This window comes from Kribbella sp. NBC_00709 (assembly GCF_036226565.1).
Taxonomy (GTDB): domain Bacteria; phylum Actinomycetota; class Actinomycetes; order Propionibacteriales; family Kribbellaceae; genus Kribbella.
Map to the genome: position 1 here is coordinate 7566529 of NZ_CP108996.1, position 26080 is coordinate 7592608.

Consider the following 26080-nt stretch of genomic DNA (forward strand, 5'->3'; position numbering starts at 1 on the left):
TGGCACGTGAGGCGTCAGAGGACCTTCAGGCCGTACATCTCGCCGAGCGGGTCGGAGATCAGCTCGATCCGCGCGCCGTCGGGGTCGCGGAAGTAGATCGACGTACCGCTCTCCTCCTGGAACTCGACACCGTGCGTGATCAGGCTCTCCTTGAGCCGCCCCCACTGGTCCGGCTCGACCGAGATCGCCAGGTGGTGCAGTCCGCCGAGCACCTCGGCGTATGGCCCGAGATCGAGCCCCGGGAAGTCGAAGAACGCGAGCAGGTTCCCGTTCCCGATGTCGAAGAAGAAGTGCGTCGAGCCCTCGTAGTCCCGGTTCCCGACCATCTCGGTCAGCGGGAACCCCAGGATCCCCTGGTAGAACCTGACCGTCCGCTCGACGTCAGCACACAGCAACGCCGTGTGATGCAGCCCGCGCGCCGAACTCACTCCACCCGGCTTCAGATAGGCCGCCCGGATCCGCTCCCGCTCACCCTCCACCGCACCCAGATCGATCTCCGTCATCGGCCCCACCTCTCTCCTTGAACCTGAAACTACCCCGCCCCCAACACTCCGTCACCATCCACACCCGCCCGATGTGAATTCCACCCCTGGTCTTTGCTACTGTTCTCCGGTCAGCACCGCACCCCGGTGCAGACCACTCGTCCGGGTGGCGGAATAGGCAGACGCGCTAGCTTGAGGTGCTAGTGCCCTTTACGGGGCGTGGGGGTTCAAGTCCCCCCTCGGACACGGTACTTATCTACACGGTCGGCCAGCGGGTCGACTTCCACCTCCACAATCTGCTCCACGTGGTGGTAGGTCAGCGACAGCCGAAGCGACGCGTAAAGCTCGCTAAGCTCTTCGGGTTCCGCCCAGTCGAGAGCCTTCGCGACATTGCCGAGCTGGTCGACGTACCCCTCAAGCTCTTCACGAGTCAAACGCTTCTCACTCGGCGCCGCGGCCAACGCCGTCTCAGCCGCCCGCTTCTCGGCGACCGCCGCGTTGTACTGCGTCCGCAGCTCGACCGGATCCCAGTCTGCATCCAATGCCTTGCGCAACTTCTTCATAACGACCTCAGCCGCGGCTACCCGATCCGGCAGCCGTTCAATGTGCTCAGCTGCTCATCGCCTGAGTCGTCAGCATCAAGTAGCGCTGTGATCGTGTCGCCCCGATGCATCGGATCGAACAACGAGCCGATCCAGCGATGGATCGGAGGCGTGATCACATCCTCGCGAAGGTAGATCTGCTGCGGGTGAGCGGTCGCCGTCGCAGATCCAGGCAGAAGCGTGCGTGCGTTGCAGCGGTAGTAGATCGTGTCCGCCCTCCGCGCAGCACCCTCCATCTTCCGCGCGCAGATGCCGCACTTGATCCGACCTCGCAACCGGTACACCCGTTTCTTCGACACCCGGCGCCGATCCACCGACGACCAGCCGGCCTCGCCGCCGGCCTTCCGCTTCCGCCTCTCGAGCTCCGACGACATTGCGGTCGCGCACATACTCGCGCGGCATGCCTCGGTTCCGCTGGCCAGCGCTCGCCACGAGGCGAGCCTCGCGCAGGCCGCCGACGCCCGCAAGTTGGTCGGCCAAGCGATGGGGATCTTGATGGAGCGCTCCGACCTCGACAGCGACCGAGCGTTCACCGTCCTCAGACGCTATTCCCAGGACACCAACACCAAGCTGCGCGACGTCGCCCAGCAACTGATCGACACACGTAAGCTCCCCGTACCGAAATCCGGCGATTGAACGCCAAAGCCACTGCTGGGAACCAGGGCGACCAACAAGCATCGGCGCACCGCCAGGCGAATGCCTAGATCCGGGGACGGCATCGCCCGGATCTGCGAGTTGACCAGCTCCTTGCCTGGTCCGTGACGATGAAGGCGGCCGCGCGCGCTGCTTCTCGAACACGCGCGGCCTGAGCCGGCCCCCGATCTCGAGCCCGAAGGCAAACCTGATCACGCAGTTCCCGGCCAGCGGAGGTTCACACCTCGAAGTCCAGTCGTCGAGCAGCGACCTGCGCAGTTTCCATCAACTGGTCATTGCGGAGCGGAGGGTGCCCATCATTCTGCTCAGCGTTCGCGAAACCTGCGTCTGGCTGACTCCGATCTCGGAGGCGATCTCGGCCCGGCTCCAATGGTCGACCATCCTCCGACGGAGGATCAGCTTGTCCCGAGCTCCGAGATTCTCGAAGACCGGGCGTAACGTCTCGAGCTGGACCACCAGTTCGAAGGTGTCTGCCCGGTCGGGTACCGCTTGAGCTCACCCCGGATCGTCGGGAAGGCGTATGACTGGAAGTCCGTATCCGGGCCGGGCTGATATCCCTGTGCCGCTTTTGACGAGACCGACGTACGCGACCTGGAACAGTTCCTCCCGTTCGACCCCGCGGCCGTCGTGTCGAAACGCGAGCGACCTCAGGCTCCTGTGATCGCGGTACCCATGCCTTAACACCCGAACCGGCTAGGCGTGGCCCGTGCGGCAGATCTGTCCAGCACAGACCTTTGCGCCGCCTGCGGACGCCGGTGACTCAAGGTTTGGTCTTCTTTGGCTTCAGCGGGCCATGCGTCTGGTGTGTCGCCGATCTGCCCGGACCGACATGCTTCTGTTGCGGTGGCGATGAGGCCTTCGGTTCGGTGGGCTGGACTCGATGCACCTTAGATGGCTCAGACGTCGACGTCTGGGTCACCGTGCGGACAGCGGCCGGCGTCGGTGTCTGCGAGGTACTCGGTGCAACCGGCGGCAAAGTGTGTTCGGCTTCCGGGTTGAGGTCATAGGTGTCCGGCGGCTTCGCGTCTGTGGCTCCAGACAGGATGCCAACGGTTGCCGGCACTGCAAGAGCCGCGATCGCAGTGATCGCGATGAACGCCGGCCTCAGGGATTTCCGGCGTACAGCCAGGACCGTGGTTGTCGCCATGTCGGTTTCGGACATCATGACGATGGGCCGCCGGACGCCGTTCGCGATCTTGAGCGCGGTCGGCCGTCGGGCGGGGTCCTTCGTGAGCATCCAGAGCGTCAGCGCTTCGAGATCACTGGGCAGCTCCGGCCGAAGTTCTGTCGGTGGTGCCGGTTCCCGTTGGACGTGCTGAAACATGACCGACGCAGGACTCTCGGAAACGAAGGGCGGGCGTCCGGTCACCAATTGGTAGAGGACACAGCCGAGGGCATAGACATCAGATGCCGGCTCCGCCGGTCTTCCCAGCACCCGCTCTGGCGAAAGAAAGTGGCTGGTGCCGACAATCTGTCCGGCCGAGGTCAGAGTCGTGGTGGGATCGTCGAGGAGCCGGACGATGCCGAAGTCGGCGACCTTTACGCATCCGTCGTTCGTCAGCAGAAGGTTGTCGGGCTTGATGTCGCGATGGACGATGCCCTCCGCGTGGGCGGCGGCCAAGCCCGCGGCTGCCTGCCTCACCAATTGCCCGGCACGTTCCGCCGGGAGCGGCCCGAGCCGCCTGAGCTCTTCGCCCACCGTTCGGCCCCGAACAAGTTCCATCGCCAAGTAGTAGGCGGAGCCATACTGGCCGAAGTCGTACGCCGCCACCACGTGCGGATGGCGCAGACGGGCAGTCGCACGCGCTTCGCGCAGGAAGCGCTCCTTCGCGGCGAGTGTCTCGGGAATCGGCAGCATGACCTTCACAGCCACCTCGCGGCACAACACCACATCCGTCGCCCGGTAAACCTCCCCCATCCCGCCCCGCCCGATGGCGTCCACGACCCTGTACCGGCCCGCGATCAGTTCCCCAACTCGCCTCATCATTTTTCGGTACCCTCAGGCAAACGACGGATCCCATGCTGAGCTCGGCGCTTCTCAGGCCAGTCGCAGTCGCTCGGTCCCGGCCGTCCGCTCGAAATCTTTCTGCGCGCGGCGGAGGTGACCGAGGGATCGACCCGATCAGGCGACTGGCACGTCGGTGACGACGGCGTAGTGGTCCGACGGTGGGCGGCCGTGGTCCTCGTCGAGGCCGGCCAGCCGGGAGTCCGTCGGTACCAGTCCGTTGTTGGCAAGGATGTAGTCGATCCGCTGGTCCTCGAGCCATTCGCCCTTGTCCAGATAGGGATTGCGGGAGCTGTAGGTCACGCCGTCGTACCTCTGTGGTTGCCAGCAGTCCTCGAGCACGGCGAGCAGGGGCTCGAGCTCGGGCCGACCGGGCGGCGCGTTCAGGTCACCGGCAACGACCACGTCGTCACCGCGCCCCTTGAGCTCGGACACCAGCGACGCCAGCGAACTCGCCTGAGCGAAGCGTTCCCGCTCGTGGTCCTCCTCCCAGTCCAGGCAGCTGGTGATGAAATGCAGACTGTCCGTCCCCAGCCGGATCTCCGCCCGGAGAGCGATGGTGCCGGCCGACAACGTGTGCTGCTCAACCTTCCGCAACGGGAAGCGGCTCAAGACCCCTAGCCCGAGGCGTACGTCGGGATCCGGGTCCCGGGGCATCCGCGACGGCGCGAACGCCGATGTCATCCCCAGTTCGAACCCGAGCAGATCGGTCTGGGCCTGACCGTCGTACCGCCAGGTCTCCTGCAGGGCAACGAAATCGGGCCGCCGCGCCCGCACCGTTTCGACGATCGCCCGCTGCCGCCGCAACCAACGGTCACCGAACCGTCCCCAGACGTTCCACGTCATGAACCTCACCGCTATCTCACCTTCCTCGGTCACCCCAACCGGTACCCGCGAGCACCCGAAGACACGCCGACGAGACTGCTACTGCTTCTGCCCTGCGGCCTGCCGCCGGTACGCGTAGATCAGCTGCAGGTAGTCGGATCCGGCGACGTGATCGCAGAACCACCTCTTCACTCCGCTGGGCCTCGATGCTCGGCGAGGAGCGCGAGGCGGCGGAGTGTCTCGGCGTTACGAGCGCCCAGGAACAGGTCCTGGACCAACGCAGGCAGCAGAGACACCGGACCGCTGGTCGCCCGCTCGTACATGACGAGCCGACACCCCGCCTCCACCGTGGTCGCCCGGAACTCGACCTCGCCGTCTCCTGCCGGCCAAACCCTCACCCGCAACCGCAGACGACTCAACGGCTCGTACTCCAGCACCGACGTTGTGTCGTTGATCAGCACCGGCCAGGCGCCAACCGAGTGGCGGATCTTCCCGCCAGGCTCCGGCCAGTGCGCATCGACATCACGCACTCGGGACGCGCCGACAACCCAGGCGCCGTACGACCAGCCGTCGGTAAGTACCGCGAACACATCGGCGACGTCCGCATTGATCAGATGTTCGTTCTCGCTCACCTGCCATTGGTACCCCCGGCGAACCCGCGACACTCGCTGCGGCTGGTTTCCGGGACGGCCGCACGGGCACCGGTACAAACCCCTCTTGACCAACCGCCCGGGAAATCGGCAAACGTCCCCTCCCCCTGCGTGGAGCGTTTGCGTCCGGCAGGACCGGGACACCGTTCCGGCATGCGGGCGCTGCTACCGACTGCCTCAGCCCCGGCCACTGGCCGTGCTCTGATGTTGAGTCCGACCCCGGAGGGCGCCTGCTCAGCCTCGGAGCGACCCGGCCGGACGCCTGGCCCTACCCCGACGAGCACGCCTTCGTCGTACTCAGAGACCCCGCAGGCAACGAGTTCTGCGTCATCTCTGCTTGAGCGTGCACACCAGGAGGTCCGTTCCATGAGCACCATGACCAGAAGGGGCTTCTATGGCACACCATGAGACGTGGACGACAGTGGACGTCGCACCGAACATCCTCTTCGAGTACCTCTCCGACCTTGACAACCTGCCCGAGTACCTGCCGCGGCTGCGGGACGTGCGGCGGACCGAGCCGAGACCTGGAGAAGCACAGGGCCTGGAAGCACGACGTTCCAAGCAGGCGGTGCATGAAGACATCGAAGTCACGGCCGAGGTGCCGTCGGGACGCCAGGTGCGTGGTGAAGCGTGGATCGAGGTCGTCGAAGAGAACCGCAGTCTCCGCTGGGGTTCACCCGGCGAACACGATTACCACGGCGAGCTGGACGTCGACTTCGTTGCCGACGGCACCTCGCGACTGACCGTCCGCCTGGACACCGCCCATGCCGCCGACGAGGACACCGACGGCGAGCTTCAGCACGTTCTCGAAACCATCAAGTCCTCACTCGAAGCGACCTGAATCACTGACCAGTAAAGCCATTGACCCGGAACAGCTCAGGTCAGCCGGCGACCGAGCGAGAACGGTACGAGTCATCCGTGGGTGGCGGCGATGAGGCGGCGGGCGATCTCTCGCAACTTGATGTTGCCGTCCTGCGACAACCGAGTGAGGAAGGCGAAGGCGCGGTCGTCGGTCAGCTGGTAACGCTCCATCACGATGCCGACCGCAGTACCGATCATCGAGCGGGTCTGGACCGCTTCGCGCAGATTCTGGATCTCCCGCGCGTAGTCGATCGCCACCGCGGCCTGGTGCCGGAACAGCTCGCCAAGCGCACCCAGATCGCTGAACGCGCCGACGCTCTCGGAGTACAGGTTGAGAGCCCCTCGGGACTTGGGAGCGTCGAAGAGCCGGATACCGGCTTGCGCGCGAAGACCCGCGGCCACCGCACTCACGGCGTACCGCGGAAAGCGCTCGTCCCGGGCAAGATCAGGCGAAGCAACGTGCACGGCATCCGCAGCCGCTTCGTAGCACGGACCTTCGCCCAGCTCGTACTGCGCCGCATCGACGCCCCACAACACCTCGTCCGTCGGCGCGACGGTCTCCAGCCGGCCGTCGGCGTGCAGGATCGTGATGCTCGCGTAGTCGGTTTCCGGTAGCGCCTCGACCGCAGCGGCGGTGATGCGACTGAGCGTGTGGTCGAGGTCGCCCGGAGTCAGCGTCTTCAGAAGACGCTGCGCCATGGTCAGAAGCCGGTCGTCATTCACGCCTCGCCGGTACCCGAATCCTCGCCTCCCCCACACGCCGACATCACACCTACTTCGGGATCGAGTCCGCTTTGACAGCGTTCCGCCGGCCGAGGGGGCGCGGCTCGCCCCTGGTGGTATCGCGCGCGGTCTGTTGCTCGGCTTCCGCGTTGATCTCGGCTCCGAGCAGTACGGCGTACGCGGTCAGCCACAGCCACAACATCAGGACCACCACTGCCGCCAGGCTGCCATAGGTCTTGGCGTAGTTGCCGAACGTCTCGACATAGACCGAGAAGCCGATCGACGCGACCAGCCAGATGACGGTCGCGACGACGGCGCCTGTGGACACCCACCGAATACGCGGCGCGTCGCGATCCGGCCCCAGCCGGTAGGTGACCGCGAGCGCCACCGAGATCAGTACGACGGCGAGCACCAGCCGCACCACGGCCAGCAGGATCTGGATCGGTCGTGCCACCTGGTCCCCGATTGCGGTGCCTGCCGTCAACAGCGCGATCGCAAGCAGGACGAAGAGGATCGCGCCCAGTGTCATGCCCAGAGCCAGGAGCTTGCGGCGGATGAACCCGCGGGTCTCCTCCTCGTCGTACGCGAGGTTGACCGCACTCAGCAGATATCCCACGCCGCCCGAGGCGCTCCACAGGGCGGCGATCACGGCGATCGCGACGCCGATACCCAAACCTTGCCGCGGTGCCGAGGTCAGGGCGTCGAGCTGCTGGAGCAACAGATCGCGACCTGACGCCGGCATCGCTGCGGTCAGATCCTCGACCTGGTTGCGGATCTGGGCCGGATCCGCAACCAGCCCATAGGCCAGCACCGCGGCAATGACGGCAGGAAACAGCGAAAGGAAGCCGAAGAACGCGACGCCGGCCGCGAGCAGCGGAACCTGGTCGGTCTTGGCTTCGGCCCAGGCCCGCCGGATCACCTGCCACCAACCGGTCGCCGGGATCTCCGTCGGCTTCTCGGCATCCACTCCCGGAACGTCCGGTCGTCGCGTGTCGCTCATCAGCTCGAGGAACCCGCCTGCCGGACGTTGTCGGCCGAGTCCTTCGCGTTGTCCGCAACCTCGTGAGCTGCGGAGCGTCCCTCGTCCGCTACCTCGGTTGCTGCCTCGGACGCGGATTGCTTGACGTTCTCGACAGCCTGTTGCGCCGGCTCTTGGAGGTTGTCCTTCATCTCCTGGGCCATCTGTGTGGCTTGTTCCTTCACCGGACCGGCTGCCTCTATGGCCTTGTCCTTGGTGTCCCGGGCGAGCTCGCGCTCCTGCGTCGACGTGGGCAGCGCCGCGGCGACCACCCAGCCTGCCGCGAACGCGATCAGGCCTGCAGCCAGCGGCGTACCGCGGGTCCGCGCCCGAGCCATGTCCGGCGCTGAACCGACAGCGTCACCGACCTTGCTGCCCGCGTCCTGCACGGTCGACACAGCCGAACCGGCCGTGTCGCTCACGGATCCGCCCATCGACCCAGCCGAACCCATCACGTGCTCCTTCAACCGATGGACGCCGCCGCGGACCCGGTCGACCCGCCGGCCGACCACCCGACCTGGGCTGACCTTCTCCGTCAAGGCGTCGACGTCGCGGCCCACATCGCGCCGCGTCTGCTCGATGTTGCGCTTCAGCTCTTCCGGGTCTTCAGCCATTTCGCGTCCTCCTTGAGTGATTCGACCGTCTGGTCGGGTTTCGGGTTGACCTCCTGCAGCTCCTTGCGTCCCGATATCGCGAGTACGACGGCCACGACCGCCCAGACGACTGCGACGATCAGCGCTGCCCAGATCAGATCCATGGCCTCGTCGAGAGCCCACATCACCGCCAAGGAGACGAAGAGAGCGACCATCCAGCCCGCGAACGCCGCGCCGCCGAGCATGCCTGCGCCCTTTCCGGCCTTCTTCGCTTCCGTCTGGAGCTCCGCCTTGGCCAGCGCGAGCTCCTGGCGCGTCAGTTGTCCCAGATCGGTGGTCAGCTGGGAGACGAGCTGACCGACTGACTCGTCCATCGACAGCCGCTGCGGACTGCTGCCGGGTGGTGATCCGTCGACAGTCATCTCACCACTCCGTTCCTGGCCCGGGGCGGGGCGGCGTGACCGGGGTACCCATCGGCGCCGCGGGCGGCGGGACCAGGTACTCGTCGGCGGCTGGCTCTGGCACTCCGTTGCCGCCCGCCGATCCGTTGCTGTACAGCGATCCGTTGCTGGCGGGCGTACCGCTCCTGGTCGTTCCGCTGGCGCCGCCTGCTGCCAAGGCACGGGTGAGGCGACCGGCGACGACACCGGCAGCGGCGGCGATCAGAAGGAACGTGCCCGGCTTGCGGCGCGCGTATCCGCGGACCTCGTCCAGTAGGTCGGCTGGTTCGTGCTGCTGCAGGAAATCCGCAGCTTGATCGGTGAACTCGGCGCCCTGCCGTGCGAGTTGAGAACCCAGACCCGACTGGCCGTCTTCGGCCATACCGCGCAACTCGTCGCTCACCGAACGAAGGGCCGTGGCAGCACGGTCCTTCTGCTGACTCGCTTGCCCGACAAGTTCCTGACGCGTCTGGCTCGCCAACCGCCGGCTCTCCGCACGGACATCCGACGTCACGTCCGACACCTTCTCCTTGACCGTGCCCGCGACCTCGCGAGCAGCGTCGGCCGACGTCTCCTTCAGCTGCCCGGCTTGGTCCCGGGCGGTCTCGGCCACGCCCTCCGTTGGTGGGCTCTCTGCACTCATCCGATGATTCGTCGTAGGCGACATGTGACGGCTCCTTCCAGGAGCAATTGACTGACGTCACGAAGCGCCGCGCCTCATCCGCCGTACGACAACGACGGCAACAAAGACGGGGGCGACCTGCTCAGGCCGACGGGCGCAGCATTTCTGCCTCGCAACAAGGACTTACCGAAATGGCACACTGTCGTACCACCATCGAGATCAGCCGACCGGTACCCGCAGGCAAACACGACAATCTCCTGCCCTGCAGGCGAATCGGCTCTCGAACCGCGCGATGCTCTGTCGCGGCGATGCATGCGAGACGGGTACTGGCAGGGCACCACAGTGTCGGCGAAGTAGAACCGGCGCAGTACAGACGCTTCGCGCCGGACAGTGCACGGCCAGGCCGAGTGCAGCCAAGCTCGAAAGCCGGGTCTCGTCCTGGCCCCGGGTCCCGTACCGCGCCCGGCTCCCGGGTGGCTACTGCGTTCTGGTCTTGTGTTCGTCGCGCAGCTGGTCCGTGGTCGTGTTGATGTCCGCGACCTGCCCGGCCAGATGGGGATTGCTGGTCCCGAGCTGTGCTCCGGCATCGGCCAACGGCACCAGCAGCGCTGAGGAGTCACCGTCGCCGAGCGCGTGCAGAAGACGATCGACGCTTTCCTGGGCGTCAGTGTCGAGGTCGTCGAGCGCGGTGATCTGCGCAGCGAGGCGGCGCAACTGGGCCGCGTTGTCCCGGGCCCAGCGGGTCACGGCGCGATCGCCGGCGCGGCGGTCGCGGGCCGCCTGCACCCGCTGCTCGCCAGTCATGTCCGGCTGGTCGGTGCTGTGCGGGTTCAGCCGTAGGTAGCGGCGCTCGGCGGCCTGCCGGCTGGCGACTCCGAGCGCGGGGGCGAGCTCGGCCCAGCTGACGCCGTGTTCGCGCGCTGCTCCGATCAGCAACGGCTCCCATGCCGAGAGCCGATCCTGCACGAACCGCAGTTGGGTCAGCGCCGCGAGAACGTTCGCCGAGCTCACGCCGGAATCCCCGACTGCAGGGGCGTGAGGCGCGAGCTGCCCAACAACCTGCTCCACGGCGGCGAGTGCAGCTGCCACCGGAGTCGGCGCATCGTCTGCCTGGTGTTCGGCGGCCACTCCATCACCTCATGGTCTCAATGTCAGCGATTGGATGACAACGGCACTTGTCATCGTTTCGATGACATGTTATACCGGAGGTGCGTATTAACACCACAGTTGACTCGATGCCACAGGAGGTGCAGACGATGTTGATGCGCACAGACCCGTTCCGGGAATTCGACCGCCTGGCCCAGCAGGTCTTGGGGAGCCAGGCGCCCGGCACGTGGTCCCGGCCGACCGCGATGCCGATGGACGCCTACCGCCAAGGCGATCAGTACGTCGTTTCCTTCGATCTTCCCGGTGTCTCACCGGACGCGATCGAACTGGACGTGGAGCGCAACGTGCTCACCGTGAAGGCCGAGCGCCGCCCGCTCGAGCTCGGCGACGACGTGGAGATGCAAGTTGCCGAGCGTCCACTCGGAGTGTTCTCCCGGCAGCTGTTCCTGGGCGACACGCTGGACGCCGACCGGATCGCGGCCCGCTACGAAGGCGGCGTACTGACATTGAGAATTCCGATCGCCGAACAGGCCAAGCCGCGCAAGATCTCGATCGCGAGCACCGACAGCGATCGCAAGGAGATCAACGCCTGACCCGGCACCGGTGACAGGACTTGTTGTTGCCTGCTGGGAATCGCCGTGCGACCCGCCGATCGACAAGCCCTGTCCGCCCGACACGATTCCTGACCCGTGATGCGGCCGCCCGCCGAGTCACACCCTTGACCAGGCGGGCAGCCGCATCATCTGGCCAATCCCGAACCCAACGATCAAGCTTCGAGCCCGCGGAGACGTGGAGCAGGATGACCGAGGATCATCATGGCCGTTGACGACATCGAGACGTACTGCGAGAACGGAATCTGGAAGACCCGCTGGCGCGCCAGCGACGAACCCTTCGCAGCCGGCGGCGGAAGACAATGCCAGGCCGGCCAAGGCGCGATCGTAGCCTGCTGGTACGGCGTCGATCACATCATCACCAACCCGGACGGCACAATCGCCGAACACAATTCCTACCGCTATCGCCGGGAGTACGAACCATCGGAGCGTTAGCCTGCCGTGGCGTAGGCCGCGCGGAGGTAGCGGGTGGATGCCTTCCATCGGGTCAGTAGACGTTCGGCGAAGAGGTTGTCGATGGCGAGTGAGCAGCGGGCGCCGAAGAGGACGTCGCTGATCGCCTCGGGATTCTGTTGTATGTAGCTACCGCAGAGGTCGTGGGCAGCGATCTGCTCATGGACGGCGTCCGCTTCGACGTGCTCGGTGAAGTACCGCGCCTGGTCTTTCGAGGCGCCGAGGCGGGCAGCGCCGGCGGCGTACTGCCGGTTGGGGAGAGTGGAGGTCATCTCGAGCGCCGCGAGATGGCCGATGAGCGCAGCGGTCCAACGACGGTGGACCGCGAAGAGCGACATCACATTCGAAACGGCCAACGTGACAGCCGGAACCTCCGGGACGTACCGGCCGTAGCTGTCGTCGAGTCCCAGCCAGCGCATCGTCGTACGGAACAGTTCGGAATGCATCCGTTCCGGGCGGCCGCCGCCGTACTCGTCGGCTTCGATCTCGACCAGCGCCGCCTTGGCAGCGCCGTCCAGACGCGGAATGGCGAAGCTGTGCGGATCGGCCTCCTTGAGCTGGTAGACCGACCGGTTCAGAACGAACTCACGAAACTGCTCCGTCGTGGCATGCCGCCGCAGGTACGGCGCCAGCCGCGGCCCGTCATCGGCGTCGATCATCGCCCGGAGCTGGTCGGCGACCGGTTCGTCAGCCGGACGAACCCGGCAGGTAGCTTCCAGCCAGTTGATCCAGGGGCGTTCCCATTGGGTGCGGGCCGCAATAATGCCCGGGTCCCACTGGGCCTCGGGGTCCACGTCGTCGAAGCCGCGGTACTGCAGCTCGTACGCCATCCAGAGCGCAAGTTGCAGATCCTCGTCGGCGAACGGCTGACTGGATCGCGTGACCTCTGTGGTCCGCTGTGCACCGCGGGCGCCCGTGAGCTGGTCGTTCAACCAGGCACTGAGCGGCCCACGCGGCGGTGGTAGTTGCATGTGTCCCCCTTGACGCGTTGGCGGCCATCCAGTACCCGGCCCGGAAACCGTTACTGGAGTGGGTACCAGCTGGTTCATGACTACGGAGGACGACGCCGCAACACAGATCCGTCTCTACCCGGACGGCCCGATCCTGGTGCGCGGCGACTTCGAACTGCTGGACGAGGACGGCGGTCCGATTCCGGCGGAACGCCGTACCATCGCGCTCTGCCGCTGCGGGCGCTCCGCCGTCCCTCCGTTCTGCGACGGCACGCATACTCTCCCGCGCCGAACTCGCGCCAGTTGAGCGCTGTCAGGAGCATCAGGCGGTGAAGGTCTCCGCCAGCCAGGGGACGACGCGGTTGGGGCCGAGGGCTCGGAGCTCGTCCACGGGCGGGTGTTCGACCATCGCCCGTACGTCGTCCAGGCCGCCCGGAGCATAGGGTTCTGCGATGTCGATGAGGTCGTGCAGGCATCGCCGCGTGGGCCGGGCTTCACCGCTCCGCAGATCTAGGAGCTCTCCCCCGACGCCGTCCCGGAGCGCGGACCACCTGTTCTCCGCGATCCTCCAGCTCGGCGCCGGTGGCTCAAGGTTGCCGACATGATGTAGGTCGGCGAAACCCGCGACAAGAGCGTGCACGAACCGCGTGATCGCGCGCGTCCGATCCACGGTTGCCTGTACGTCGAGCACCCGCAGCTCGAGCGTGCCGTAGCCGGTGTGCGGTCGCAGCTCCCACCACCACTCCGAAGCATCGGCCACGGCCCCACCCCGGACAGCCCAGGCGAGGTCGTCGGCGTACTGCTCCCAGGAGGCGATGATCGGCGGCACACCCTGCCGAGGCAACTGAGAGGCGACCACCGGACGCACCGAGCACAGCCCCGTATCCCGCCCACCAGCGAACGGCGAGGCCGCAGCGAGTGCAGCCAGTTCCGGCAGCCGGTCGCGCAGTGCGTGGTAGACGGCCAGCGTGCAGTCGGCGTCGCCGAAGGCCAGGTGCATCTGCAACGAGGAGACCAACTGCCGGTCCATCACCTCGCGATAGCGAGCTGCGAGCCCGGCGGCTCGCTCGGTGCGCGACAAGGCGGTGGGTCCGTCGACGAGGGGATGGACCGGCGCGGCGATCGCGGCCAGGTCCGGACCGCAGGCGGTGGCCACCAGTTCCCTGCATGTACGCAGCTCCTCGACCGCGTCGGTCACCTCAGCGTGAACGGAAGTCGCGATCTCGAGCTGGCAGGCCGGCAGCTCACGCTTCACCCGCGGGTCGCCAACGCCCGCAACCACTGCCTCAGCATCCGCAGGCAGCCAGCTCCCCCGATGTACCACGAGCAGCTCTTCCTCCAACCCCACAGTTCCGGCGACGGTGCCGGCAAACAACGCCCGGAGCCGACCGGCGTCAGGCGGCGCAACGGGGACGGACTTGGCCTTGATCACAGGTCCTCCTGTTACCTCCCCGCCTACAAGCCAACCCTCGACCAGTACTCCGGACGCATGGACGAGCAGGACGTGGGCACTCGGCCTGCCGGCGCAGCTCGCAGGACCTGACGAAACCGGACTACCGGGGCAGGGCACGTCAGCGGTGCGGTTCGACAACCAAGCGATGCTTCATCCAGTCCGTTACCCCGCGGCCTCGCCCGCGCCTTCATCGAGGCGGGCGGCCGGCTCTTCGAGCACAGCCGAGTTACCGACCTGAATCCCACCAACGACCGTGTAGAGGCGCTGACCGCCGTCGGGCCACGAGTCAGCGCAGCGCACGCCGTGGTCGCCACGCTGCTGCCGATCGGCACCCTCGGCGGGTACTTCGCCCGTACCAGACCGAACCAGTCGCACGGGATCGCGGTCCGGCTGCCGGTCGAAGCACCGGCCGGCATGACCATCTCGGCCGACGCGCCGGTACGGTCCACTCGACCGTGGCCCGGCGGCGGACCCACTGGGCTCATCGTGGTCGGCGGCGGCCACGAGACCGGAGCCGAGCAGGACACGGACGTGGCGTACCAGAGCCTCGTCGACTGGGTCGGCTCGCTCTGGAACACCGACGTGCAGCCCGACTATCGCTGGTCTGCCGAGGACTACAGCACCCCGGATCTGCTCCCGTTCGTCGGCGAGGCGCCCGGCTCGCCGATTCTCATCGCGACCGGCATGAACAAATGGGGCCTCACCAACGGAACCGTTGCCGCCGGCATCCTGCGCGACGCCGTCCTCGGCCGGAACAACCCCTGGAGCGATTTGTACGACGCCAGTCGTATCGGCGATGCACGCGCTGTCGCGGAGCTCGTCAAGGACAACCTCAAGGTCGGCAAGGAGTTCGCCGCCGGACACCTCCGCCGCATCCTGGGCCGCGGGCTGGATCACGTGGAGGTCGGCGAAGGCGGCCTGTACGACCTCGACGGCAAGACAGTCGGCGCGTACTGCGACCACGATGGTCACCTGCATACCGTCGTACCGATCTGCACTCACCTCGGGTGTCCGCTGCGCTGGAACCAAGGCGACACCACTTGGGACTGCAACTGCCACGGTTCTCGCTTCGCACCCGATGGCTCCGTGCTCGACGGCCCGGCGACGTCTCCGCTGGCCAAGCCCGGCGAGTGAGCAGTTGCCCAGTACACCGATTCGGACAGGCGTGAAAGGGACGGAGATGACGACGCTGCAGGCCTTGGTAGGCGATGGGATCGGTCGATCTGACCAACGCCCCACTCACCGGAGACACTCATGACTGCAAGCCTTGCTGCCACCGTTCTGGGGACCCCCGACCCGCCCGCGCCGGCCGACTTCTACCGAGAGCTTCTGGGATGGGTCGAGACCAGCCGCGAGCCAGGATGGGTCCGCCTACGTCATCCCGAGCACGACCGACCAGGACTGAGTTTCCAGCTCGAGTCCGACCACGTTGCGCCAGTGTGGCCGCAACTCCCGGACAGTCAACAGATGCAGGCCCATCTGGACATTCAGGTCGACGACCTCGACCTCGAGGTCCAGCGCGCCGTCAAGCTGGGGGCAACCGTCCGCCAGGTGATGGCCGGACTTGATGCCATGCCCCTCGACCTGGCGGCACCAGGGCCGCCAGACCTCGACCGGATCTCCGTAGAGCTGTTCCAGGTCGTCGTCGGTCGACCACAGCACCAGCGTCGGGCACTCGATCCGCCGACCGGCAGCGCGATCCGACTCGTCGGTGTGGCGATCGACCCCGAGCCCGGCCCGATAGTCCTCCAACATCGCATGCGCGAACGCGCGGTCCCCATCGAGGCCGTAGCGCTCCATCAGGATCCCCATCGCCTGACCGACCAGCTTCCGCGCGTCAACCGCCTGCGCCAGCGTCTGCTCGTGCCGCGCAGTGGCAACCGCAACCGATGCGTGCCGGGCAAGGATGTGGGCGACCGCCTCGTCGTCCGCACCGAACGCGTCCGGCTCAGGTGAGTACAACCCGAGTACGCCGAACGATCGTGAACCGGAGGCGCCGACGGCCAGCGGCACGTCCAGCACACTGCGCACGCCGAGACGAGCGACCTCCGCGGCCCAGGCGGGCCACCGGAGGTCCACCGCCGTGTCGCGAACCAGTACGACTGTCTGGTTCTGCAACGACTCGATCAACGGGCCGGATCCGTCGTCGATCTGAAGGTTGTAGATGTCAGCGACAACCGGATCGGTGACGGCCGCGATCTCCGGTCGCCGACCTCGGCGATAGAGGGCTACACCGGCATAGCTGCAGCTCAGAGCCTGCAGAGCAAACTGGACGACCGCGTCGATGGTTTCCTCGACGCCACCAGCGCCGTGCAACTCGACCGCCAGCCGAGCGAAGACATCGGCTGCCTGATCAACGGTCTCGGTCATGCGCAGCCGACTCTCAGCCGCTATTTCGTCGTGAGCGCCCAACTGGAGGGCGCCATCCTCGATGCCGCTCATGCTAGGAAGCGTTCGTCGTAGTCGTAATACGTGTCAGCGCAGCCGACGGCCACCGTTCCTCCAGGCAAGCCGATATAACGCGTCGGCTGCTGACTGTCCAACAGTCGCCGAAACAGAGCTTGCCACGATCCCTGGCTGCACACCAAACCGTCTCGGGCGGCAACGGCCTCGCGCCGGAGATCGACGTGGCTACAGCGACCAAGGCGAGGGTCGTGACCAGCACAGAGCCAACGAGCTGCCCGCCCACGCGGCACTTTCCTACTCAGCAGAACCGCGAGTGCGAAAGGCAGTCAGGGGCACTGGTCGGGTATGGCTCGTACAGATACGGGACGGGCGACGCGTACGGATCAGGCGCCGCAGTTGAGGTACGTACGGACGTTGGGATGTGACGCCGACCAGCTGTGGAGGCTCATCACCAAGCCGGAGCACCTCAGTAGCTGGCTCGGGCCGACCGTTCTGAGCGACACGCAGTACGGCGGGTTCATGGTCGTCACACGAGCGCGAGCCGAACAGACCGGGATCGTGACGATCTGCGAACCCCGGCACTACTTCCAGGCCGCGCTCGACGACCCTGAGCACCCCGCCAGCACCGTCCTGGTGGACGTGGTCCCAGGGCACGACGGCACGTACCTGATCCTGACCCACGGCGGCATCCATCACACCCAACTGGCGCAGTACAACACGCTCTGGACGAGCGCCCTCAAGCGGCTCGAGCAGGTCGTGGAGGGAAAGAGTTAGCGCCGCAGGTTTCCGGGCACCCAGGCGTTATGACTTGCCGGGCAGGAACTCTTGGACCTTGGACTTGAAGCCCTCCTTGATCATCGAGGCCCGATCGGTGTCACCACGCACGATCGACTCCAGCGCCTTCTCCAGCTGGTCCCAGGTCGCGTGCGGCGGGATCGGCGGTACGGCGGGATCGGTCCGGAACTCGACCACGCACGGCCGATCGGCGCGCAACGCCTCGTCCCAGGCCGGCCCGACCTCCTCCGGCTTCTCCGCGGTCACCCCGTGCAGCCCGAGCAGCCGCGCGTATCCGGCGTACGGGAACTCCGGCAGCTGCTGAGAAGGCAGGAACTGGGGCGAGCCTCCCATCGCCCGCAGTTCCCACGTCACTTGGTTCAGATCGTTGTTGTGCAGCACGGCGACCACCAACCGCGGATCCGCCCACTCCTGCCAGTACTTCGCGATCGTGATCAGCTCGTTGATCCCGTTCATCTGCATCGCGCCGTCACCCACCAGCGCGTACGCCGGCCGATCCGGCAGCCCGAACTTCGCGCCGAACACGTACGGCACCCCGGGCCCCATCGTCGCCAGCGTCCCGGACAGCGATCCCCGCATGTCGTCACGGAAGCGGATGTGGCGCGCGTACCAGTTCGCCGCCGAGCCAGAGTCCGCGGCGACGATCGCGTTCGACGGCAGCCGCCCGGAGAGCTCGTGGAACACCAGTTCGGGGTTGATCGGATCGGCGGACGTGTGGGCGCGCCGATCCATCACCTCCCACCAGCGACGGACGTTGCTCTCGATCCCGGACCGCCACGACTGGTCCGGTTTGCGGTGCACCAGTGGGATCAGCGCCTGTAGGGTTCGGGCCGCGTCGCCGACCAGGTTCACCTCGAACGGATACCGCATCCCGATCATCGTCGGATCGAGATCGATCTGGATCGCCCGCGCCTGGTCGAACGGCGGCAGGAACTGCGAGTACGGGAAGTTCGACCCGACGACCAGGAGCGTGTCGCAGTCCATCATCATCTCGTACGACGGCCTGGTGCCGAGCAAACCGATCGAACCGGTCACCCACGGCAGCTCATCGCTCAGAACATCCTTGCCCAGAAGGGCTTTCGCGACTCCGGCACCGGTGAGCTGCGCGAGTTCGGTGACCTCGTCGACCGCGCCGCGTGCACCTTGGCCGACCAGGATCGCGACCTTCTCCCCCGCGTTCAGGATCTCCGCGGCCCGGTCCAGCTGGTCCGCCGCCGGGACCGGTGCCGACCAGCTCAGGTCCAGGCTCGACGGGACCATCTTGAACGCGTGCGACGGCGGCGTGTACTCGAGCTCCTGCACATCCGACGGGATGATCAGCGCGGTGACGGTACGACGCGACGCCGCGATCCGCATCGCCCGGTCGAGCACGTTCGGCAACTGCTCCGCGACCATCACCGTCTCGCAGTACTCCGATGCGACGTCCTTGAACAACGTGTGCAGGTCGACCTCTTGCTGGTAACTCCCGCCCATCGCGCTCCGGGCCGTCTGGCCGACGATCGCGACCACGGGTACATGGTCGAGCTTCGCGTCGTACAGCCCGTTCAGCAGGTGGATCGCACCCGGACCGCTGGTCGCCGTACACACCCCGACCCGACCGGTGAACTTCGCATACCCGACTGCTTCGAAGGCGGCCATCTCCTCGTGCCGCGCCTGCACGAACCGCGGCTCGTTGCCCGCCTTCTCCCAGGCTGACAGCAGCCCGTTGATGCCGTCACCGGCGTACCCGAAAACATGGTCGACACCCCACTCGCGCAGTCGCTGGAGCAGGTAGTCACCGACTGTCGTGCTCATATCGCCCGGGTACCCAGGCACAACCCGGCAAAACGGGTTTCGGCCGAGCCGCGATGGTCACCTGGAAAGTGAGCTGAAGGAGGATCAGGTGGCACAGGTCGTGGTGGTTACCCCGGCACTTCGAGCAGGCCAGCCAACTGGTCACCAAGGAATCCACCGCGCAATCCGTTGCTTGCGGCCCCAAGGCCGACGTCCACCTCGACGCCTTCACGCCGTACCTCGAGGCCGGGTTCGACCAGGTGTACGTCGCCAACATCGGACCACACACCGTCGACATGATGAACCTCTACCGCACCGAGATCCTCCCCGAACTCCGACTCCGCTCCCCGGCAGGCTGACCGAGAGCCGACCATTACACACCTGGCGACGCCCGGTTCAGATGATGTAACGGTCGTCCGGACCGACGATGCGTAGCCAGCGGGACGCGTACGGTTCCAGCTGCAGCGACAGCGAGCCGTTCTCGGCCAGCTCGGTGGTGCCGTCACGGCGCAGACCGCGACCGTAGAGCTGCATGTCCTTGTCCGGTCCGAACGCGTCGAACACCTCTTGACGCTCGCCGTCGGACAGCTTGTCCAGGGTCAGCTCGTCGTGGTTGCGCACGAACGTCCCCCACTGGCTCTCCTCGGCGGTCGGTGGGCGTTGGCGCAATGCCTTCACCAACTCGGCCGGATCGTTGCGGGCCAGGGACAGGTAGAGCCGCTGCATTGCGATGAAGTCGAAGCACATCGTGAGCTCGTCGCCGTCCTCGTCACCGAAGAAACGGTGGACGTCGGGATACTGCAGATTGACCTCGCCGAGCAAGATCGACTGTCCGTGGCGCCGATCCACGAACGCCCTCAGATCGCGCAGGTAGTCGTGCGGATCCGGGAGCTTGCCGGCGTCCTCGGCCCCGGTCGTGTCGAGCAGGAACGGAACGGCGTCGACGCGGAAGCCGGACAACCCGAGTTGCAGCCAGAAGCCAATCACGCGCTGGATCTCCTCGCGCACCTCGGCGTTCGCGATGTCGAGATCCGGCTGGTACTTGTAGAAGCGGTGCAGGTAGTACTGGCCCGCTTCGTCGTCGTACTCCCACAGGCTCGTCTCCTGGTCCGGGAAGACGATGCCTTCGTGCTGGTCCGCAGGCGGCTCGTCCCGCCAGACGTACCAACCTCGGTACGGCGACTCCCGCGAGGCGCGGGCGCTCTGGAACCACGGATGTGCGTTCGAGGTGTGGTTGACGACCAGGTCCGCGATCACCCGGATCCCCCGATCCGCCGCGAGGGTGATCAGCTCTACCAGGTCGCCGTGGGTGCCCAGCCGCGGATCGACGCCGTAAAAGTCGGTGATGTCATATCCGTCGTCGCGGTCCGGACTCGGATAGAAGGGCATCAGCCACAGGCACGTCACGCCCAGATCGGCCAGATGGTCGATCCGTTGGCCGACCCCACGCAGATCACCTACACCGTCGCCGTCGGTGTCGAAGAAGGTCTCGACATCGAGGCAGTAGATCACCGCATTCTTCCACCAGACATCCGCCGTCTCCGTGAGCCGCATGAACGTCCGGTGCCCAGCCGAAGACCGCACACACGTCCCTGGCTGCCGCGAGCCGATGGTCGCCGAGCTCGAGCGGACGCTGCTGACCTCCCTTGGCGACGAAGTCGAAGACGACCTTGGCGTTGCTGACTCGGACGTCGTCGCGGAGCAGGATGGCTGCGCCGCGACTGCCGCACTCCTCGGCTTACTCCGTTTTGCCCGGCGGGTCAGGATGACTCCGGCGCAGTCGCAGACCGCTTCGGGACCCGCCGCAATGCGGTCATCACGACTCGTGCCGTCCCGCGGTCCGTTGGGACTATCTGGCCAGGCGGGCGTGGTCCAGGTCGCCCCAGACCTGGACGATCCGGCCGTCGTTCACGTGGTACATCGCGAGTTCCTGCAGGTTCGCGGTCCGTCCGGCCGGCGTGGTGTAGGTGTCGACCAGGTGCACGCTCAGCCAGCGACCGTCGATCAGCAGGTGCCGCAGATCCCAGTGGAAGTCCGGATACTCCTGTACGACGGTGCGCAGGCCCGCAGCGTAACGGCGTACGTCGTGAGGCGCACCGTTCACCTCGACCTCGTCGTCGACGAACTCCCCCAGGTCGTCGAACCGGTGCTCGTTGCAACGCTGCAGATACCGCCGATAGAACTCTTCCAGTTCTCCGCGCTCCATACCTCACCGGTACCCCATCGACAGGTTCCGATCACCGGTCGATGGCTTCAGGGCCGTTCAGAAGAGTGTCGAACGGAGATGACAGATCACGACGCTACGGGCGTTGGTGCTGAGTTGTTCACTGAAGAAGTCGATCCGCGCCGGCACCGCCGGGTTCGCAATCTTGTAGCCGTTCAGATCCAGGATCGGCAGTACGGCGCCGTCGCGAACCGGGCCACCGTGGCCGGGCCCGGTGACGAACAGCACGTCGCGGTCGCGCTGCCTGATCAGCCGGTTGAAATGGGCGTAGATCAGGTTCAGGCCCGGCGCCGTACCCCAGTGGCCGAGCAGCCGGGGCTTGATGTGCTCCGGCCGCAGCGGCTCACGGAGAAGCGGGTTGGCGAGCAGGTAGATCTGCCCGACGGACACGTAGTTCGCCGCCCGCCAGTACGCATCGACCCCACGCAGCTCCTCGTCGGTCAGGTGTCTGGCGCCGATCGCCGCAGGCGTCATCTAACTGCTCGAGCAGGTGGCCGCCGGTCTCTGCCGGGCCGACCTCGCCTTGGGCATCGGTGATGATTGCTTCCAGCGCGTTGAACGCCGTTGGATTGATGTGTACTTCGACGCCGTAACAACCGCATCCTGGACGATCAGGTCCGTTTGATCACTGGCCGCGCGGCTGCCTGATGGCAGTCATCAGGTCCGGACGCCGCGCCTCGCCAGCCAGGAATCGGTCAGGATCTCGGCCAGTTCGTCTTCCTCGAGACGGTCGAGCCACGCACAGACCGACACCTTGACCTTGAACGTGTGCACCGCGAAGAAGACGTCGGAGCGGTCAGCGAGCACGTCGCGGGAATCCAGGTCGAGACTCCAGAACTGCAGAACTTCCCGCCCCGCATCGTCCCACCGCAATCTGGCGAACGGATGCCGCCCGACGTCGAACGTCGGCGAACCCTCATGCGCATGCCCAGGCCTCGCTCCGGCCAGTCCCCCGGCAATCCGCTCGACATCCCGCCACGTCGCCATTCACCCAATCTCTCACAACACCATGAAGAGGAACCTGGCTCGTCGGATGCGTACGGCGGCCGTCAGCGAGGACTGAGCTCACCGGTGGGGGTGGTGCGGGCCTCGCAGGTTCGCGATCGCAGCGCCGGCGATGCCCAACGAGATCGTGAGACACGGAATGATCATCAGCAGGAGGAGGGACTCCGCGAGGTCTTCGCCCATCCAGTAGGCGCTGGAGCTGGAGTAGCCGCTGTGCGCGTATTCGGACAGCTGGCCGGCGTCGTACGGGCCATCCGCGGTGGCGAATCCGTCGATCGCGACCGCGACGAATACGGCGATTCCGGCGACCAAGCCGGCCCAGGTGGCCGTCGAGACGCCGGCGTGTGTGCTGCCGGTCGAGCGAGTGGCGGCGACACCAGCCACGAGCGGGGTCGCGATGACAAGGATGAGCGGCGCGCCGTGCAGGTTCCACCATCCGGCGGCGAAAACGAACCAGGGTACGGCAAGGGCGGCGCCGGTGAGCAGGCCGAGGCGACGAGCCGAGCGGGCGGTCGGGTGTGCATCACTGGCGCGAGCTACGGCCAGTGCGGCGTAGCTGGTGAGCACGACAACCGCCACGATCAGGAACGGGCGGATCTTCGGACTGGTACGAAGATCCGGATGGCTGATGAGCGCCGCCGCAGTCAGGCCGGCACAGGTCAGCACGCCGGCGAGGACGGATGCCAGGCCGGGCAGGGTCCGCAGTCGGCCGACAGTGCGGGCGGCGACGGCCGCCCGGACCCCACCGAGCGCGAAGAGCCAGCGGGCGGACTCTCCCTCGATGCATCCGAGCTCGGCGAGCATCGCCTGCCCCCACGCGGCTCGGCCCGTTGGCAATCCGTTGCAGGCGAAGGTGAGCAGGCTTCTCGCGGTGTCGTCGTCACGGTGGACGGCCCGGACGATCCAGATCACGACGCACAGGCCGAGAAGCGCCGCAACGGTCAGCAGGCCGATCATCATGAAACGTCGCGCCTTTGCAGAATCAGCGTGCCGACCGTGGCCATCACGATGCCGTACGCCAGCATCACAAGTGCGCCGACCCACCACACGTGGGTGCCGCCGGGGAGGTTCGCCGAGTGTGGATCAGCCGCGATCTGGGCGGCATACGCCGGGTAGAGGACGACCCACGCGTAGACACTGTCGTGCTGATAGACGTAGGTGCGGATCAGTGCGACGACGGCGAGTACGCCGTACGCGCCGACGGTGTGCAGTAGGACAGTGATGACGGTGGCGGGGGTCTGGCTGCGCAGCAAGACTCCGGCACCGATGCCGAAGACGCCCCAGAGCGCGAAGGTCATCAGGTTGACCAGGATCGCCTGGTCGACTGTCCATGATCCGAGTTGGCTGCCGAGGTCCTGGGTGGAGAAGTAGTACAGGCCGACGGCGATATCGATCGCCGTGGACAGGGCCCAGATCGCGACCGCGGCGATCATCGCCATGGCGAACTTGGCGACGACCACCGCGGTCCGGCGAGGCGCGGCCAGGAAAGTCGTGGTCGCGGTCTGATGGTGATATTCGTTGGTGATCAGCAGCACCGCCATCAGGGTGGCGAACATGCCGCCGAACAACTTGCCGGACGTGAAGATGTCGGCTGCGAACGTCGCGACGAGGCGAGCCGGTGCCTGACTCACGTCCGCGAAACCCTGGGGCGGGGCGCCCTTGCCGCCGTGGTGTAGCGCGTCATCGGTGGTACCGACGCTGAGGACGAGGCCAAGCCCAGTCGTCACCACCACCGCAAGGGCGAACAGCCACCATGTCTTGGTGGTGGTCGTCTTGCGCCATTCGCCTCGCAACTGAGGCAGCATCAGCGACTTCGGTCTCGGTTGAGCGGCGTTCGCGGCAGCCGCGCCGGCGAGGACCGTCATCGCATCGCCGCGCGGGTGCCGGTCAGGTCGAGGAACACAGCTTCGAGGTCGGCCCGACTCGTGCTGAGATCGTGGACCTCGGCTCCGCCGGCCGACGCCGCGGCTCCGACGATCGACGCCGCCACGCCAGTGATCTTCAGCCGGCCGTCGTCGGTGGACGTGACCACGCCGCCGCGCGCGACAACAGCAGCCGTCAACTCGGGCGCGTTCGGCGTCCGCACATAGACCGCCGCAGTTGCCCGCGACAACGACAAGATGTCCTGCACCGTGCCCTGGGCGACCAGCTTTCCGGCCGCGATGATGACGAGATCATCCGCGAGCACCTCCATCTCGGCCAGCAGGTGGCTGGAAACCACGATCGTCCGGCCATCCGCCGCCAAGCCCTTGAGAAACCCGCGCATCCACTTGATGCCCTCCGGGTCCAGACCGTTGGCGGGCTCGTCGAGAACGAGAACGCGGGGATCGCCGATCATCGCCGCCGCGATCGCGAGCCGTTGCCGCATACCCAGCGAATACCCCCGGAACGCTCGTCTGGCGGCCGACGACAATCCAGCCATCGCCAGGACCTCATCGACCCGGGCATCCGGGACGCCGGCAGTGGCGCAGATGACCCGTAGATGGTTGCGCCCACTACGACCTCGATGCGCGCTGCTCGCCTCCAGCACCGCACCCACGACGCTGAGCGGATTGCGCAGGCCGGCGTACCGCATCCCACCGATCGTCGCACTGCCGGCGGTCGGCCTCACCAGACCCAGCACCATCCGCAACGTCGTCGTCTTGCCCGCTCCGTTCGGACCAAGGAATCCCGTGACCCGACCCGGTTCCACCACGAACGACAGGTCGTCGACCGCTCGCACCTTCCGGTACTGCTTCGACAGGCCCGACACCACAATCCGTCCGTCGACAGCGCCCGCACCTGCTTGCGCTGCGGCCGACACGTCAGGCGCCCTGAGGACGAAGCCGAACTCGCGACGGCGCAACTGCCGACACCGATGCCCATGCCTGTGCGTACGCCATGCCGTCGTCGGTCAACCGATACAGGTGCCGGGGCGGTCGGCCGGGTTCGGCGTCAGACTCCCACATCGCCCCCAGCAGCCCTCGCTCCGACAGCCGCAACAAGATCGGATAGAGGGAGCCTGAGTTCATGGCCAACTCGGAACAGAGCTCATAACCGTAACGCCACCGCTCGGGCTGCGCTGCCAACGCCGAAAGAACCTTCGTCGTCTGCGGTGATGGCCGCCTCACCTTGGTCACCTTCAGAACTCTACATAGCTCGACTTGTTCCGCCTAGGGTTCAGAACTTGCTGAGGGGTCGGACGACGCGGGTGGCCGTCTGAGCCGGGGCCACGCCGGCACCGAGGCTGTGGAGGCGGCTCTACTTGAGGTGGGGGTAGAGGGTGAGTCTCGCGCCCGTGGCGGCGCTGATGACGGCTCGGTCTCCGAGGGGCTCGGCCAGGGTGACAGTCGCTGGTGTGCTGAGACCGACGTCGTCACAGCCGCCCCGCACCGGGCTGTGGCTGCCGCCGATGACCACCATGTCCTTGGATTCGACGACATGGGCTCGAAGATCGGGGTCACACTTCCCGTGCTGGAGGATGAAGGTGAGCGTGCGGCCGTCGACCCCGGTGAGCCATCCGACCGGCAGCAGGCTGGGATCCAGTCTCTGGTCGAGCCCAGGCGGCGCGGCAGGCTCGGCAGCGCGCGCCCGGTCGAGAAACGCCGGAGTCGCAGGACCTGACGGGATCTGCGTCGGAACCGCATCCCGAGGCGCCGTCGAACGAGTGGTGGTCGTCGCCCCGCTTACCCCAGAGGTTGGCGCTACGTCATTCCCACACGCCGGCAGAGCTAGAACGACGAGAACAACCGCAGCAACTGCGTATATGTCTGGAACTGCAGTCGGGCAACCTGCGTGCCCATTCTTGCCAAAATCCCGGATTCTGGCGAAAACGGGCAGTTCGTTTAC

Annotated in this window: 32 protein-coding genes, 1 tRNA gene and 4 pseudogenes; 11 read left to right on the forward strand and 26 right to left on the reverse strand. The window is 66.6% G+C overall.

The genetic code is table 11. The features are described 5' to 3' along the window. Nucleotides 1-14 precede the first annotated feature (14 nt). Nucleotides 15-503: a VOC family protein gene (locus tag OHA18_RS36975; protein ID WP_329000025.1), complete on the reverse strand. Its 489-nt coding sequence runs from the start codon at nucleotides 501-503 to the stop codon at nucleotides 15-17. Nucleotides 504-642: 139 nt separating this feature from the next. Between OHA18_RS36975 and OHA18_RS36980 the strand changes: the two genes are divergently transcribed. Next, nucleotides 643-728, forward strand: a tRNA-Leu gene (locus tag OHA18_RS36980). Here the strand turns inward: OHA18_RS36980 and OHA18_RS36985 are convergent. Together OHA18_RS36985 and OHA18_RS43435 are read right to left on the reverse strand one after the other, a co-directional pair. Beyond that, on the reverse strand, nucleotides 710-1045 hold the full coding sequence (locus OHA18_RS36985) for a hypothetical protein (RefSeq protein ID WP_329000026.1): 336 nt from the start codon (nucleotides 1043-1045) through the stop codon (nucleotides 710-712). The two genes, OHA18_RS36980 and OHA18_RS36985, sit on opposite strands and share 19 nt — an antisense overlap. Before the next feature lie 17 nt (nucleotides 1046-1062). Then, complete coding sequence (locus tag OHA18_RS43435; RefSeq protein ID WP_442914352.1) at nucleotides 1063-1473, reverse strand: zinc ribbon domain-containing protein; 411 nt, start codon at nucleotides 1471-1473, stop codon at nucleotides 1063-1065. Between OHA18_RS43435 and OHA18_RS36990 the strand changes: the two are divergent. After that, nucleotides 1451-1720: pseudogene (locus tag OHA18_RS36990) on the forward strand (ANTAR domain-containing protein); the annotation flags it as partial. The gene OHA18_RS43435 and the pseudogene OHA18_RS36990 sit on opposite strands and share 23 nt — an antisense overlap. 282 nt (nucleotides 1721-2002) lie before the next feature. Here OHA18_RS36990 and OHA18_RS43440 read toward each other — a convergent pair. The 4 genes from OHA18_RS43440 to OHA18_RS37005 all read right to left on the reverse strand — a co-directional run bounded on the left by OHA18_RS43440 (nucleotide 2003) and on the right by OHA18_RS37005 (nucleotide 5200). Beyond that, nucleotides 2003-2194, reverse strand: coding sequence for a sigma-70 family RNA polymerase sigma factor (locus OHA18_RS43440; RefSeq protein WP_442914353.1), 192 nt, complete (start codon nucleotides 2192-2194; stop codon nucleotides 2003-2005). Between the two features lie 304 nt (nucleotides 2195-2498). Then, a complete protein-coding gene (locus tag OHA18_RS36995; RefSeq protein ID WP_329000027.1) occupies nucleotides 2499-3680 on the reverse strand; it encodes a serine/threonine-protein kinase in 1182 nt (393 codons plus the stop codon). Nucleotides 3681-3860: 180 nt separating this feature from the next. After that, nucleotides 3861-4589 (reverse strand): endonuclease/exonuclease/phosphatase family protein, encoded by a 729-nt coding sequence (locus tag OHA18_RS37000; RefSeq protein ID WP_329006198.1) that lies wholly within the window; start codon nucleotides 4587-4589, stop codon nucleotides 3861-3863. Nucleotides 4590-4756: 167 nt separating this feature from the next. Then, nucleotides 4757-5200 (reverse strand): SRPBCC family protein, encoded by a 444-nt coding sequence (locus tag OHA18_RS37005; RefSeq protein ID WP_329000028.1) that lies wholly within the window; start codon nucleotides 5198-5200, stop codon nucleotides 4757-4759. A 248-nt stretch (nucleotides 5201-5448) separates the two neighbouring features. Between OHA18_RS37005 and OHA18_RS37010 the strand changes: the two genes are divergently transcribed. Then, nucleotides 5449-5559, forward strand: coding sequence for a VOC family protein (locus tag OHA18_RS37010; protein ID WP_329006199.1), 111 nt, complete (start codon nucleotides 5449-5451; stop codon nucleotides 5557-5559). Nucleotides 5560-5612: 53 nt separating this feature from the next. Next, nucleotides 5613-6059 (forward strand): SRPBCC family protein, encoded by a 447-nt coding sequence (locus tag OHA18_RS37015; RefSeq protein ID WP_329000029.1) that lies wholly within the window; start codon nucleotides 5613-5615, stop codon nucleotides 6057-6059. Between the two features lie 71 nt (nucleotides 6060-6130). On the opposite strand, the gene OHA18_RS37020 is transcribed toward OHA18_RS37015, so the two are convergent. The 6 genes from OHA18_RS37020 to OHA18_RS37045 form a co-directional block, all read right to left on the reverse strand. Further along, entirely contained in the window at nucleotides 6131-6778 is a 648-nt protein-coding gene (locus OHA18_RS37020) for a GAF and ANTAR domain-containing protein (protein ID WP_329000030.1), read from the reverse strand. A 73-nt stretch (nucleotides 6779-6851) separates the two neighbouring features. Then, entirely contained in the window at nucleotides 6852-7802 is a 951-nt protein-coding gene (locus tag OHA18_RS37025; protein ID WP_329000031.1) for a YihY/virulence factor BrkB family protein, read from the reverse strand. Beyond that, nucleotides 7802-8434, reverse strand: coding sequence for a DUF3618 domain-containing protein (locus tag OHA18_RS37030; RefSeq protein WP_329000032.1), 633 nt, complete (start codon nucleotides 8432-8434; stop codon nucleotides 7802-7804). The genes OHA18_RS37025 and OHA18_RS37030 overlap by 1 nt, the downstream gene beginning before the upstream one ends. After that, on the reverse strand, nucleotides 8410-8835 hold the full coding sequence (locus OHA18_RS37035; RefSeq protein WP_329000033.1) for a phage holin family protein: 426 nt from the start codon (nucleotides 8833-8835) through the stop codon (nucleotides 8410-8412). Before OHA18_RS37035 ends, OHA18_RS37030 begins: the two co-directional genes overlap by 25 nt. Nucleotide 8836: 1 nt before the next feature. Beyond that, nucleotides 8837-9496 carry a hypothetical protein gene (locus tag OHA18_RS37040; RefSeq protein WP_329000034.1) on the reverse strand — a complete coding sequence of 220 codons (660 nt, stop codon included), beginning with the start codon at nucleotides 9494-9496 and terminating at the stop codon, nucleotides 8837-8839. A 456-nt stretch (nucleotides 9497-9952) separates the two neighbouring features. Then, nucleotides 9953-10486: a hypothetical protein gene (locus tag OHA18_RS37045; RefSeq protein ID WP_329000035.1), complete on the reverse strand. Its 534-nt coding sequence runs from the start codon at nucleotides 10484-10486 to the stop codon at nucleotides 9953-9955. Nucleotides 10487-10710: 224 nt separating this feature from the next. Between OHA18_RS37045 and OHA18_RS37050 the strand changes: the two genes are divergently transcribed. Further along, nucleotides 10711-11175, forward strand: a complete 465-nt coding sequence (locus OHA18_RS37050; RefSeq protein WP_329000036.1) for an Hsp20/alpha crystallin family protein — start codon at nucleotides 10711-10713, stop codon at nucleotides 11173-11175. Nucleotides 11176-11397: 222 nt separating this feature from the next. Further along, nucleotides 11398-11628, forward strand: coding sequence for a hypothetical protein (locus OHA18_RS37055; protein WP_329000037.1), 231 nt, complete (start codon nucleotides 11398-11400; stop codon nucleotides 11626-11628). Here the strand turns inward: OHA18_RS37055 and OHA18_RS37060 are convergent. Beyond that, complete coding sequence (locus OHA18_RS37060; RefSeq protein WP_329000038.1) at nucleotides 11625-12617, reverse strand: iron-containing redox enzyme family protein; 993 nt, start codon at nucleotides 12615-12617, stop codon at nucleotides 11625-11627. The genes OHA18_RS37055 and OHA18_RS37060 overlap by 4 nt on opposite strands. 76 nt (nucleotides 12618-12693) lie before the next feature. Here OHA18_RS37060 and OHA18_RS37065 point away from each other — a divergent pair, with 76 nt between their 5' ends. After that, a complete protein-coding gene (locus OHA18_RS37065; RefSeq protein WP_329000039.1) occupies nucleotides 12694-12903 on the forward strand; it encodes a CDGSH iron-sulfur domain-containing protein in 210 nt (69 codons plus the stop codon). A gap of 15 nt (nucleotides 12904-12918) precedes the next feature. On the opposite strand, the gene OHA18_RS37070 is transcribed toward OHA18_RS37065, so the two are convergent. Further along, nucleotides 12919-14028, reverse strand: a complete 1110-nt coding sequence (locus OHA18_RS37070) for a carboxylate-amine ligase (protein WP_329000040.1) — start codon at nucleotides 14026-14028, stop codon at nucleotides 12919-12921. Between the two features lie 198 nt (nucleotides 14029-14226). Between OHA18_RS37070 and OHA18_RS37075 the strand changes: the two are divergent. The 3 genes and pseudogenes from OHA18_RS37075 to OHA18_RS43445 form a co-directional block, all read left to right on the forward strand. Further along, nucleotides 14227-14724: pseudogene (locus OHA18_RS37075) on the forward strand (NAD(P)/FAD-dependent oxidoreductase); the annotation flags it as partial. 9 nt (nucleotides 14725-14733) lie between these two features. Then, on the forward strand, nucleotides 14734-15183 hold the full coding sequence (locus tag OHA18_RS37080) for a Rieske 2Fe-2S domain-containing protein (RefSeq protein ID WP_329006200.1): 450 nt from the start codon (nucleotides 14734-14736) through the stop codon (nucleotides 15181-15183). 120 nt (nucleotides 15184-15303) lie between these two features. Then, a pseudogene (locus OHA18_RS43445) lies at nucleotides 15304-15543 on the forward strand (VOC family protein); the annotation flags it as partial. 267 nt (nucleotides 15544-15810) lie between these two features. On the opposite strand, the pseudogene OHA18_RS37085 reads toward OHA18_RS43445, so the two are convergent. Beyond that, nucleotides 15811-16419: pseudogene (locus tag OHA18_RS37085) on the reverse strand (GAF and ANTAR domain-containing protein); the annotation flags it as partial. A gap of 381 nt (nucleotides 16420-16800) precedes the next feature. Here OHA18_RS37085 and OHA18_RS37090 point away from each other — a divergent pair. Continuing rightward, nucleotides 16801-17229 carry an SRPBCC domain-containing protein gene (locus tag OHA18_RS37090; RefSeq protein WP_329000041.1) on the forward strand — a complete coding sequence of 143 codons (429 nt, stop codon included), beginning with the start codon at nucleotides 16801-16803 and terminating at the stop codon, nucleotides 17227-17229. 27 nt (nucleotides 17230-17256) lie between these two features. Here OHA18_RS37090 and OHA18_RS37095 read toward each other — a convergent pair whose 3' ends face one another. The 10 genes from OHA18_RS37095 to OHA18_RS43450 all read right to left on the reverse strand — a co-directional run bounded on the left by OHA18_RS37095 (nucleotide 17257) and on the right by OHA18_RS43450 (nucleotide 25371). Next, nucleotides 17257-19044: a thiamine pyrophosphate-requiring protein gene (locus OHA18_RS37095; protein ID WP_329000042.1), complete on the reverse strand. Its 1788-nt coding sequence runs from the start codon at nucleotides 19042-19044 to the stop codon at nucleotides 17257-17259. Between the two features lie 107 nt (nucleotides 19045-19151). Continuing rightward, a complete protein-coding gene (locus tag OHA18_RS37100; RefSeq protein WP_329000043.1) occupies nucleotides 19152-19310 on the reverse strand; it encodes a hypothetical protein in 159 nt (52 codons plus the stop codon). A gap of 109 nt (nucleotides 19311-19419) precedes the next feature. Further along, nucleotides 19420-20577 carry an alpha-amylase family glycosyl hydrolase gene (locus tag OHA18_RS37105; RefSeq protein WP_329000044.1) on the reverse strand — a complete coding sequence of 386 codons (1158 nt, stop codon included), beginning with the start codon at nucleotides 20575-20577 and terminating at the stop codon, nucleotides 19420-19422. Nucleotides 20578-20872: 295 nt separating this feature from the next. Next, the gene (locus OHA18_RS37110; RefSeq protein ID WP_329000045.1) at nucleotides 20873-21229 is read right to left on the reverse strand and encodes an ester cyclase; all 357 of its coding nucleotides are present in this window, start codon (nucleotides 21227-21229) and stop codon (nucleotides 20873-20875) included. A gap of 57 nt (nucleotides 21230-21286) precedes the next feature. Beyond that, the gene (locus OHA18_RS37115) at nucleotides 21287-21721 is read right to left on the reverse strand and encodes a hypothetical protein (protein WP_329000046.1); all 435 of its coding nucleotides are present in this window, start codon (nucleotides 21719-21721) and stop codon (nucleotides 21287-21289) included. Between the two features lie 183 nt (nucleotides 21722-21904). Beyond that, nucleotides 21905-22234, reverse strand: coding sequence for an MmcQ/YjbR family DNA-binding protein (locus OHA18_RS37120; protein WP_329000047.1), 330 nt, complete (start codon nucleotides 22232-22234; stop codon nucleotides 21905-21907). Between the two features lie 78 nt (nucleotides 22235-22312). Beyond that, nucleotides 22313-23212, reverse strand: coding sequence for a hypothetical protein (locus tag OHA18_RS37125; protein ID WP_329000048.1), 900 nt, complete (start codon nucleotides 23210-23212; stop codon nucleotides 22313-22315). Further along, nucleotides 23209-24117 carry an ABC transporter permease subunit gene (locus OHA18_RS37130; protein ID WP_329000049.1) on the reverse strand — a complete coding sequence of 303 codons (909 nt, stop codon included), beginning with the start codon at nucleotides 24115-24117 and terminating at the stop codon, nucleotides 23209-23211. Before OHA18_RS37130 ends, OHA18_RS37125 begins: the two co-directional genes overlap by 4 nt. Continuing rightward, on the reverse strand, nucleotides 24114-25097 hold the full coding sequence (locus OHA18_RS37135; RefSeq protein ID WP_329000050.1) for an ABC transporter ATP-binding protein: 984 nt from the start codon (nucleotides 25095-25097) through the stop codon (nucleotides 24114-24116). Before OHA18_RS37135 ends, OHA18_RS37130 begins: the two co-directional genes overlap by 4 nt. Then, nucleotides 25057-25371: a PadR family transcriptional regulator gene (locus tag OHA18_RS43450; protein ID WP_442914354.1), complete on the reverse strand. Its 315-nt coding sequence runs from the start codon at nucleotides 25369-25371 to the stop codon at nucleotides 25057-25059. Before OHA18_RS43450 ends, OHA18_RS37135 begins: the two co-directional genes overlap by 41 nt. Between the last annotated feature and the right edge of the window lie 709 nt (nucleotides 25372-26080).

Excerpts from the sequence above, each read along its gene's own strand:
- OHA18_RS37130 (WP_329000049.1), bottom strand. The coding sequence starts at position 24,117 with ATGACGGTCCTCGCCGGCGCGGCTGCCGCGAACGCCGCTCAACCGAGA.
- OHA18_RS36975 (WP_329000025.1), bottom strand. The coding sequence starts at position 503 with ATGACGGAGATCGATCTGGGTGCGGTGGAGGGTGAGCGGGAGCGGATC.
- OHA18_RS37020 (WP_329000030.1), bottom strand. The coding sequence starts at position 6,778 with ATGGCGCAGCGTCTTCTGAAGACGCTGACTCCGGGCGACCTCGACCAC.
- OHA18_RS37115 (WP_329000046.1), bottom strand. The coding sequence starts at position 21,721 with ATGACGCCTGCGGCGATCGGCGCCAGACACCTGACCGACGAGGAGCTG.
- OHA18_RS37080 (WP_329006200.1), top strand. The coding sequence starts at position 14,734 with ATGAACAAATGGGGCCTCACCAACGGAACCGTTGCCGCCGGCATCCTG.
- OHA18_RS37095 (WP_329000042.1), bottom strand. The coding sequence starts at position 19,044 with ATGAGCACGACAGTCGGTGACTACCTGCTCCAGCGACTGCGCGAGTGG.
- OHA18_RS37055 (WP_329000037.1), top strand. The coding sequence starts at position 11,398 with ATGGCCGTTGACGACATCGAGACGTACTGCGAGAACGGAATCTGGAAG.
- OHA18_RS37065 (WP_329000039.1), top strand. The coding sequence starts at position 12,694 with ATGACTACGGAGGACGACGCCGCAACACAGATCCGTCTCTACCCGGAC.
- OHA18_RS37015 (WP_329000029.1), top strand. The coding sequence starts at position 5,613 with ATGGCACACCATGAGACGTGGACGACAGTGGACGTCGCACCGAACATC.
- OHA18_RS37025 (WP_329000031.1), bottom strand. The coding sequence starts at position 7,802 with ATGAGCGACACGCGACGACCGGACGTTCCGGGAGTGGATGCCGAGAAG.
- OHA18_RS37060 (WP_329000038.1), bottom strand. The coding sequence starts at position 12,617 with ATGCAACTACCACCGCCGCGTGGGCCGCTCAGTGCCTGGTTGAACGAC.
- OHA18_RS37125 (WP_329000048.1), bottom strand. The coding sequence starts at position 23,212 with ATGATGATCGGCCTGCTGACCGTTGCGGCGCTTCTCGGCCTGTGCGTC.
- OHA18_RS37030 (WP_329000032.1), bottom strand. The coding sequence starts at position 8,434 with ATGGCTGAAGACCCGGAAGAGCTGAAGCGCAACATCGAGCAGACGCGG.
- OHA18_RS36985 (WP_329000026.1), bottom strand. The coding sequence starts at position 1,045 with ATGAAGAAGTTGCGCAAGGCATTGGATGCAGACTGGGATCCGGTCGAG.
- OHA18_RS37050 (WP_329000036.1), top strand. The coding sequence starts at position 10,711 with ATGCCACAGGAGGTGCAGACGATGTTGATGCGCACAGACCCGTTCCGG.
- OHA18_RS37110 (WP_329000045.1), bottom strand. The coding sequence starts at position 21,229 with ATGGAGCGCGGAGAACTGGAAGAGTTCTATCGGCGGTATCTGCAGCGT.
- OHA18_RS37090 (WP_329000041.1), top strand. The coding sequence starts at position 16,801 with ATGGCTCGTACAGATACGGGACGGGCGACGCGTACGGATCAGGCGCCG.
- OHA18_RS37040 (WP_329000034.1), bottom strand. The coding sequence starts at position 9,496 with ATGAGTGCAGAGAGCCCACCAACGGAGGGCGTGGCCGAGACCGCCCGG.
- OHA18_RS37120 (WP_329000047.1), bottom strand. The coding sequence starts at position 22,234 with ATGGCGACGTGGCGGGATGTCGAGCGGATTGCCGGGGGACTGGCCGGA.
- OHA18_RS37035 (WP_329000033.1), bottom strand. The coding sequence starts at position 8,835 with ATGACTGTCGACGGATCACCACCCGGCAGCAGTCCGCAGCGGCTGTCG.
- OHA18_RS43435 (WP_442914352.1), bottom strand. The coding sequence starts at position 1,473 with ATGTGCGCGACCGCAATGTCGTCGGAGCTCGAGAGGCGGAAGCGGAAG.
- OHA18_RS37105 (WP_329000044.1), bottom strand. The coding sequence starts at position 20,577 with ATGCGGCTCACGGAGACGGCGGATGTCTGGTGGAAGAATGCGGTGATC.
- OHA18_RS37000 (WP_329006198.1), bottom strand. The coding sequence starts at position 4,589 with ATGACGTGGAACGTCTGGGGACGGTTCGGTGACCGTTGGTTGCGGCGG.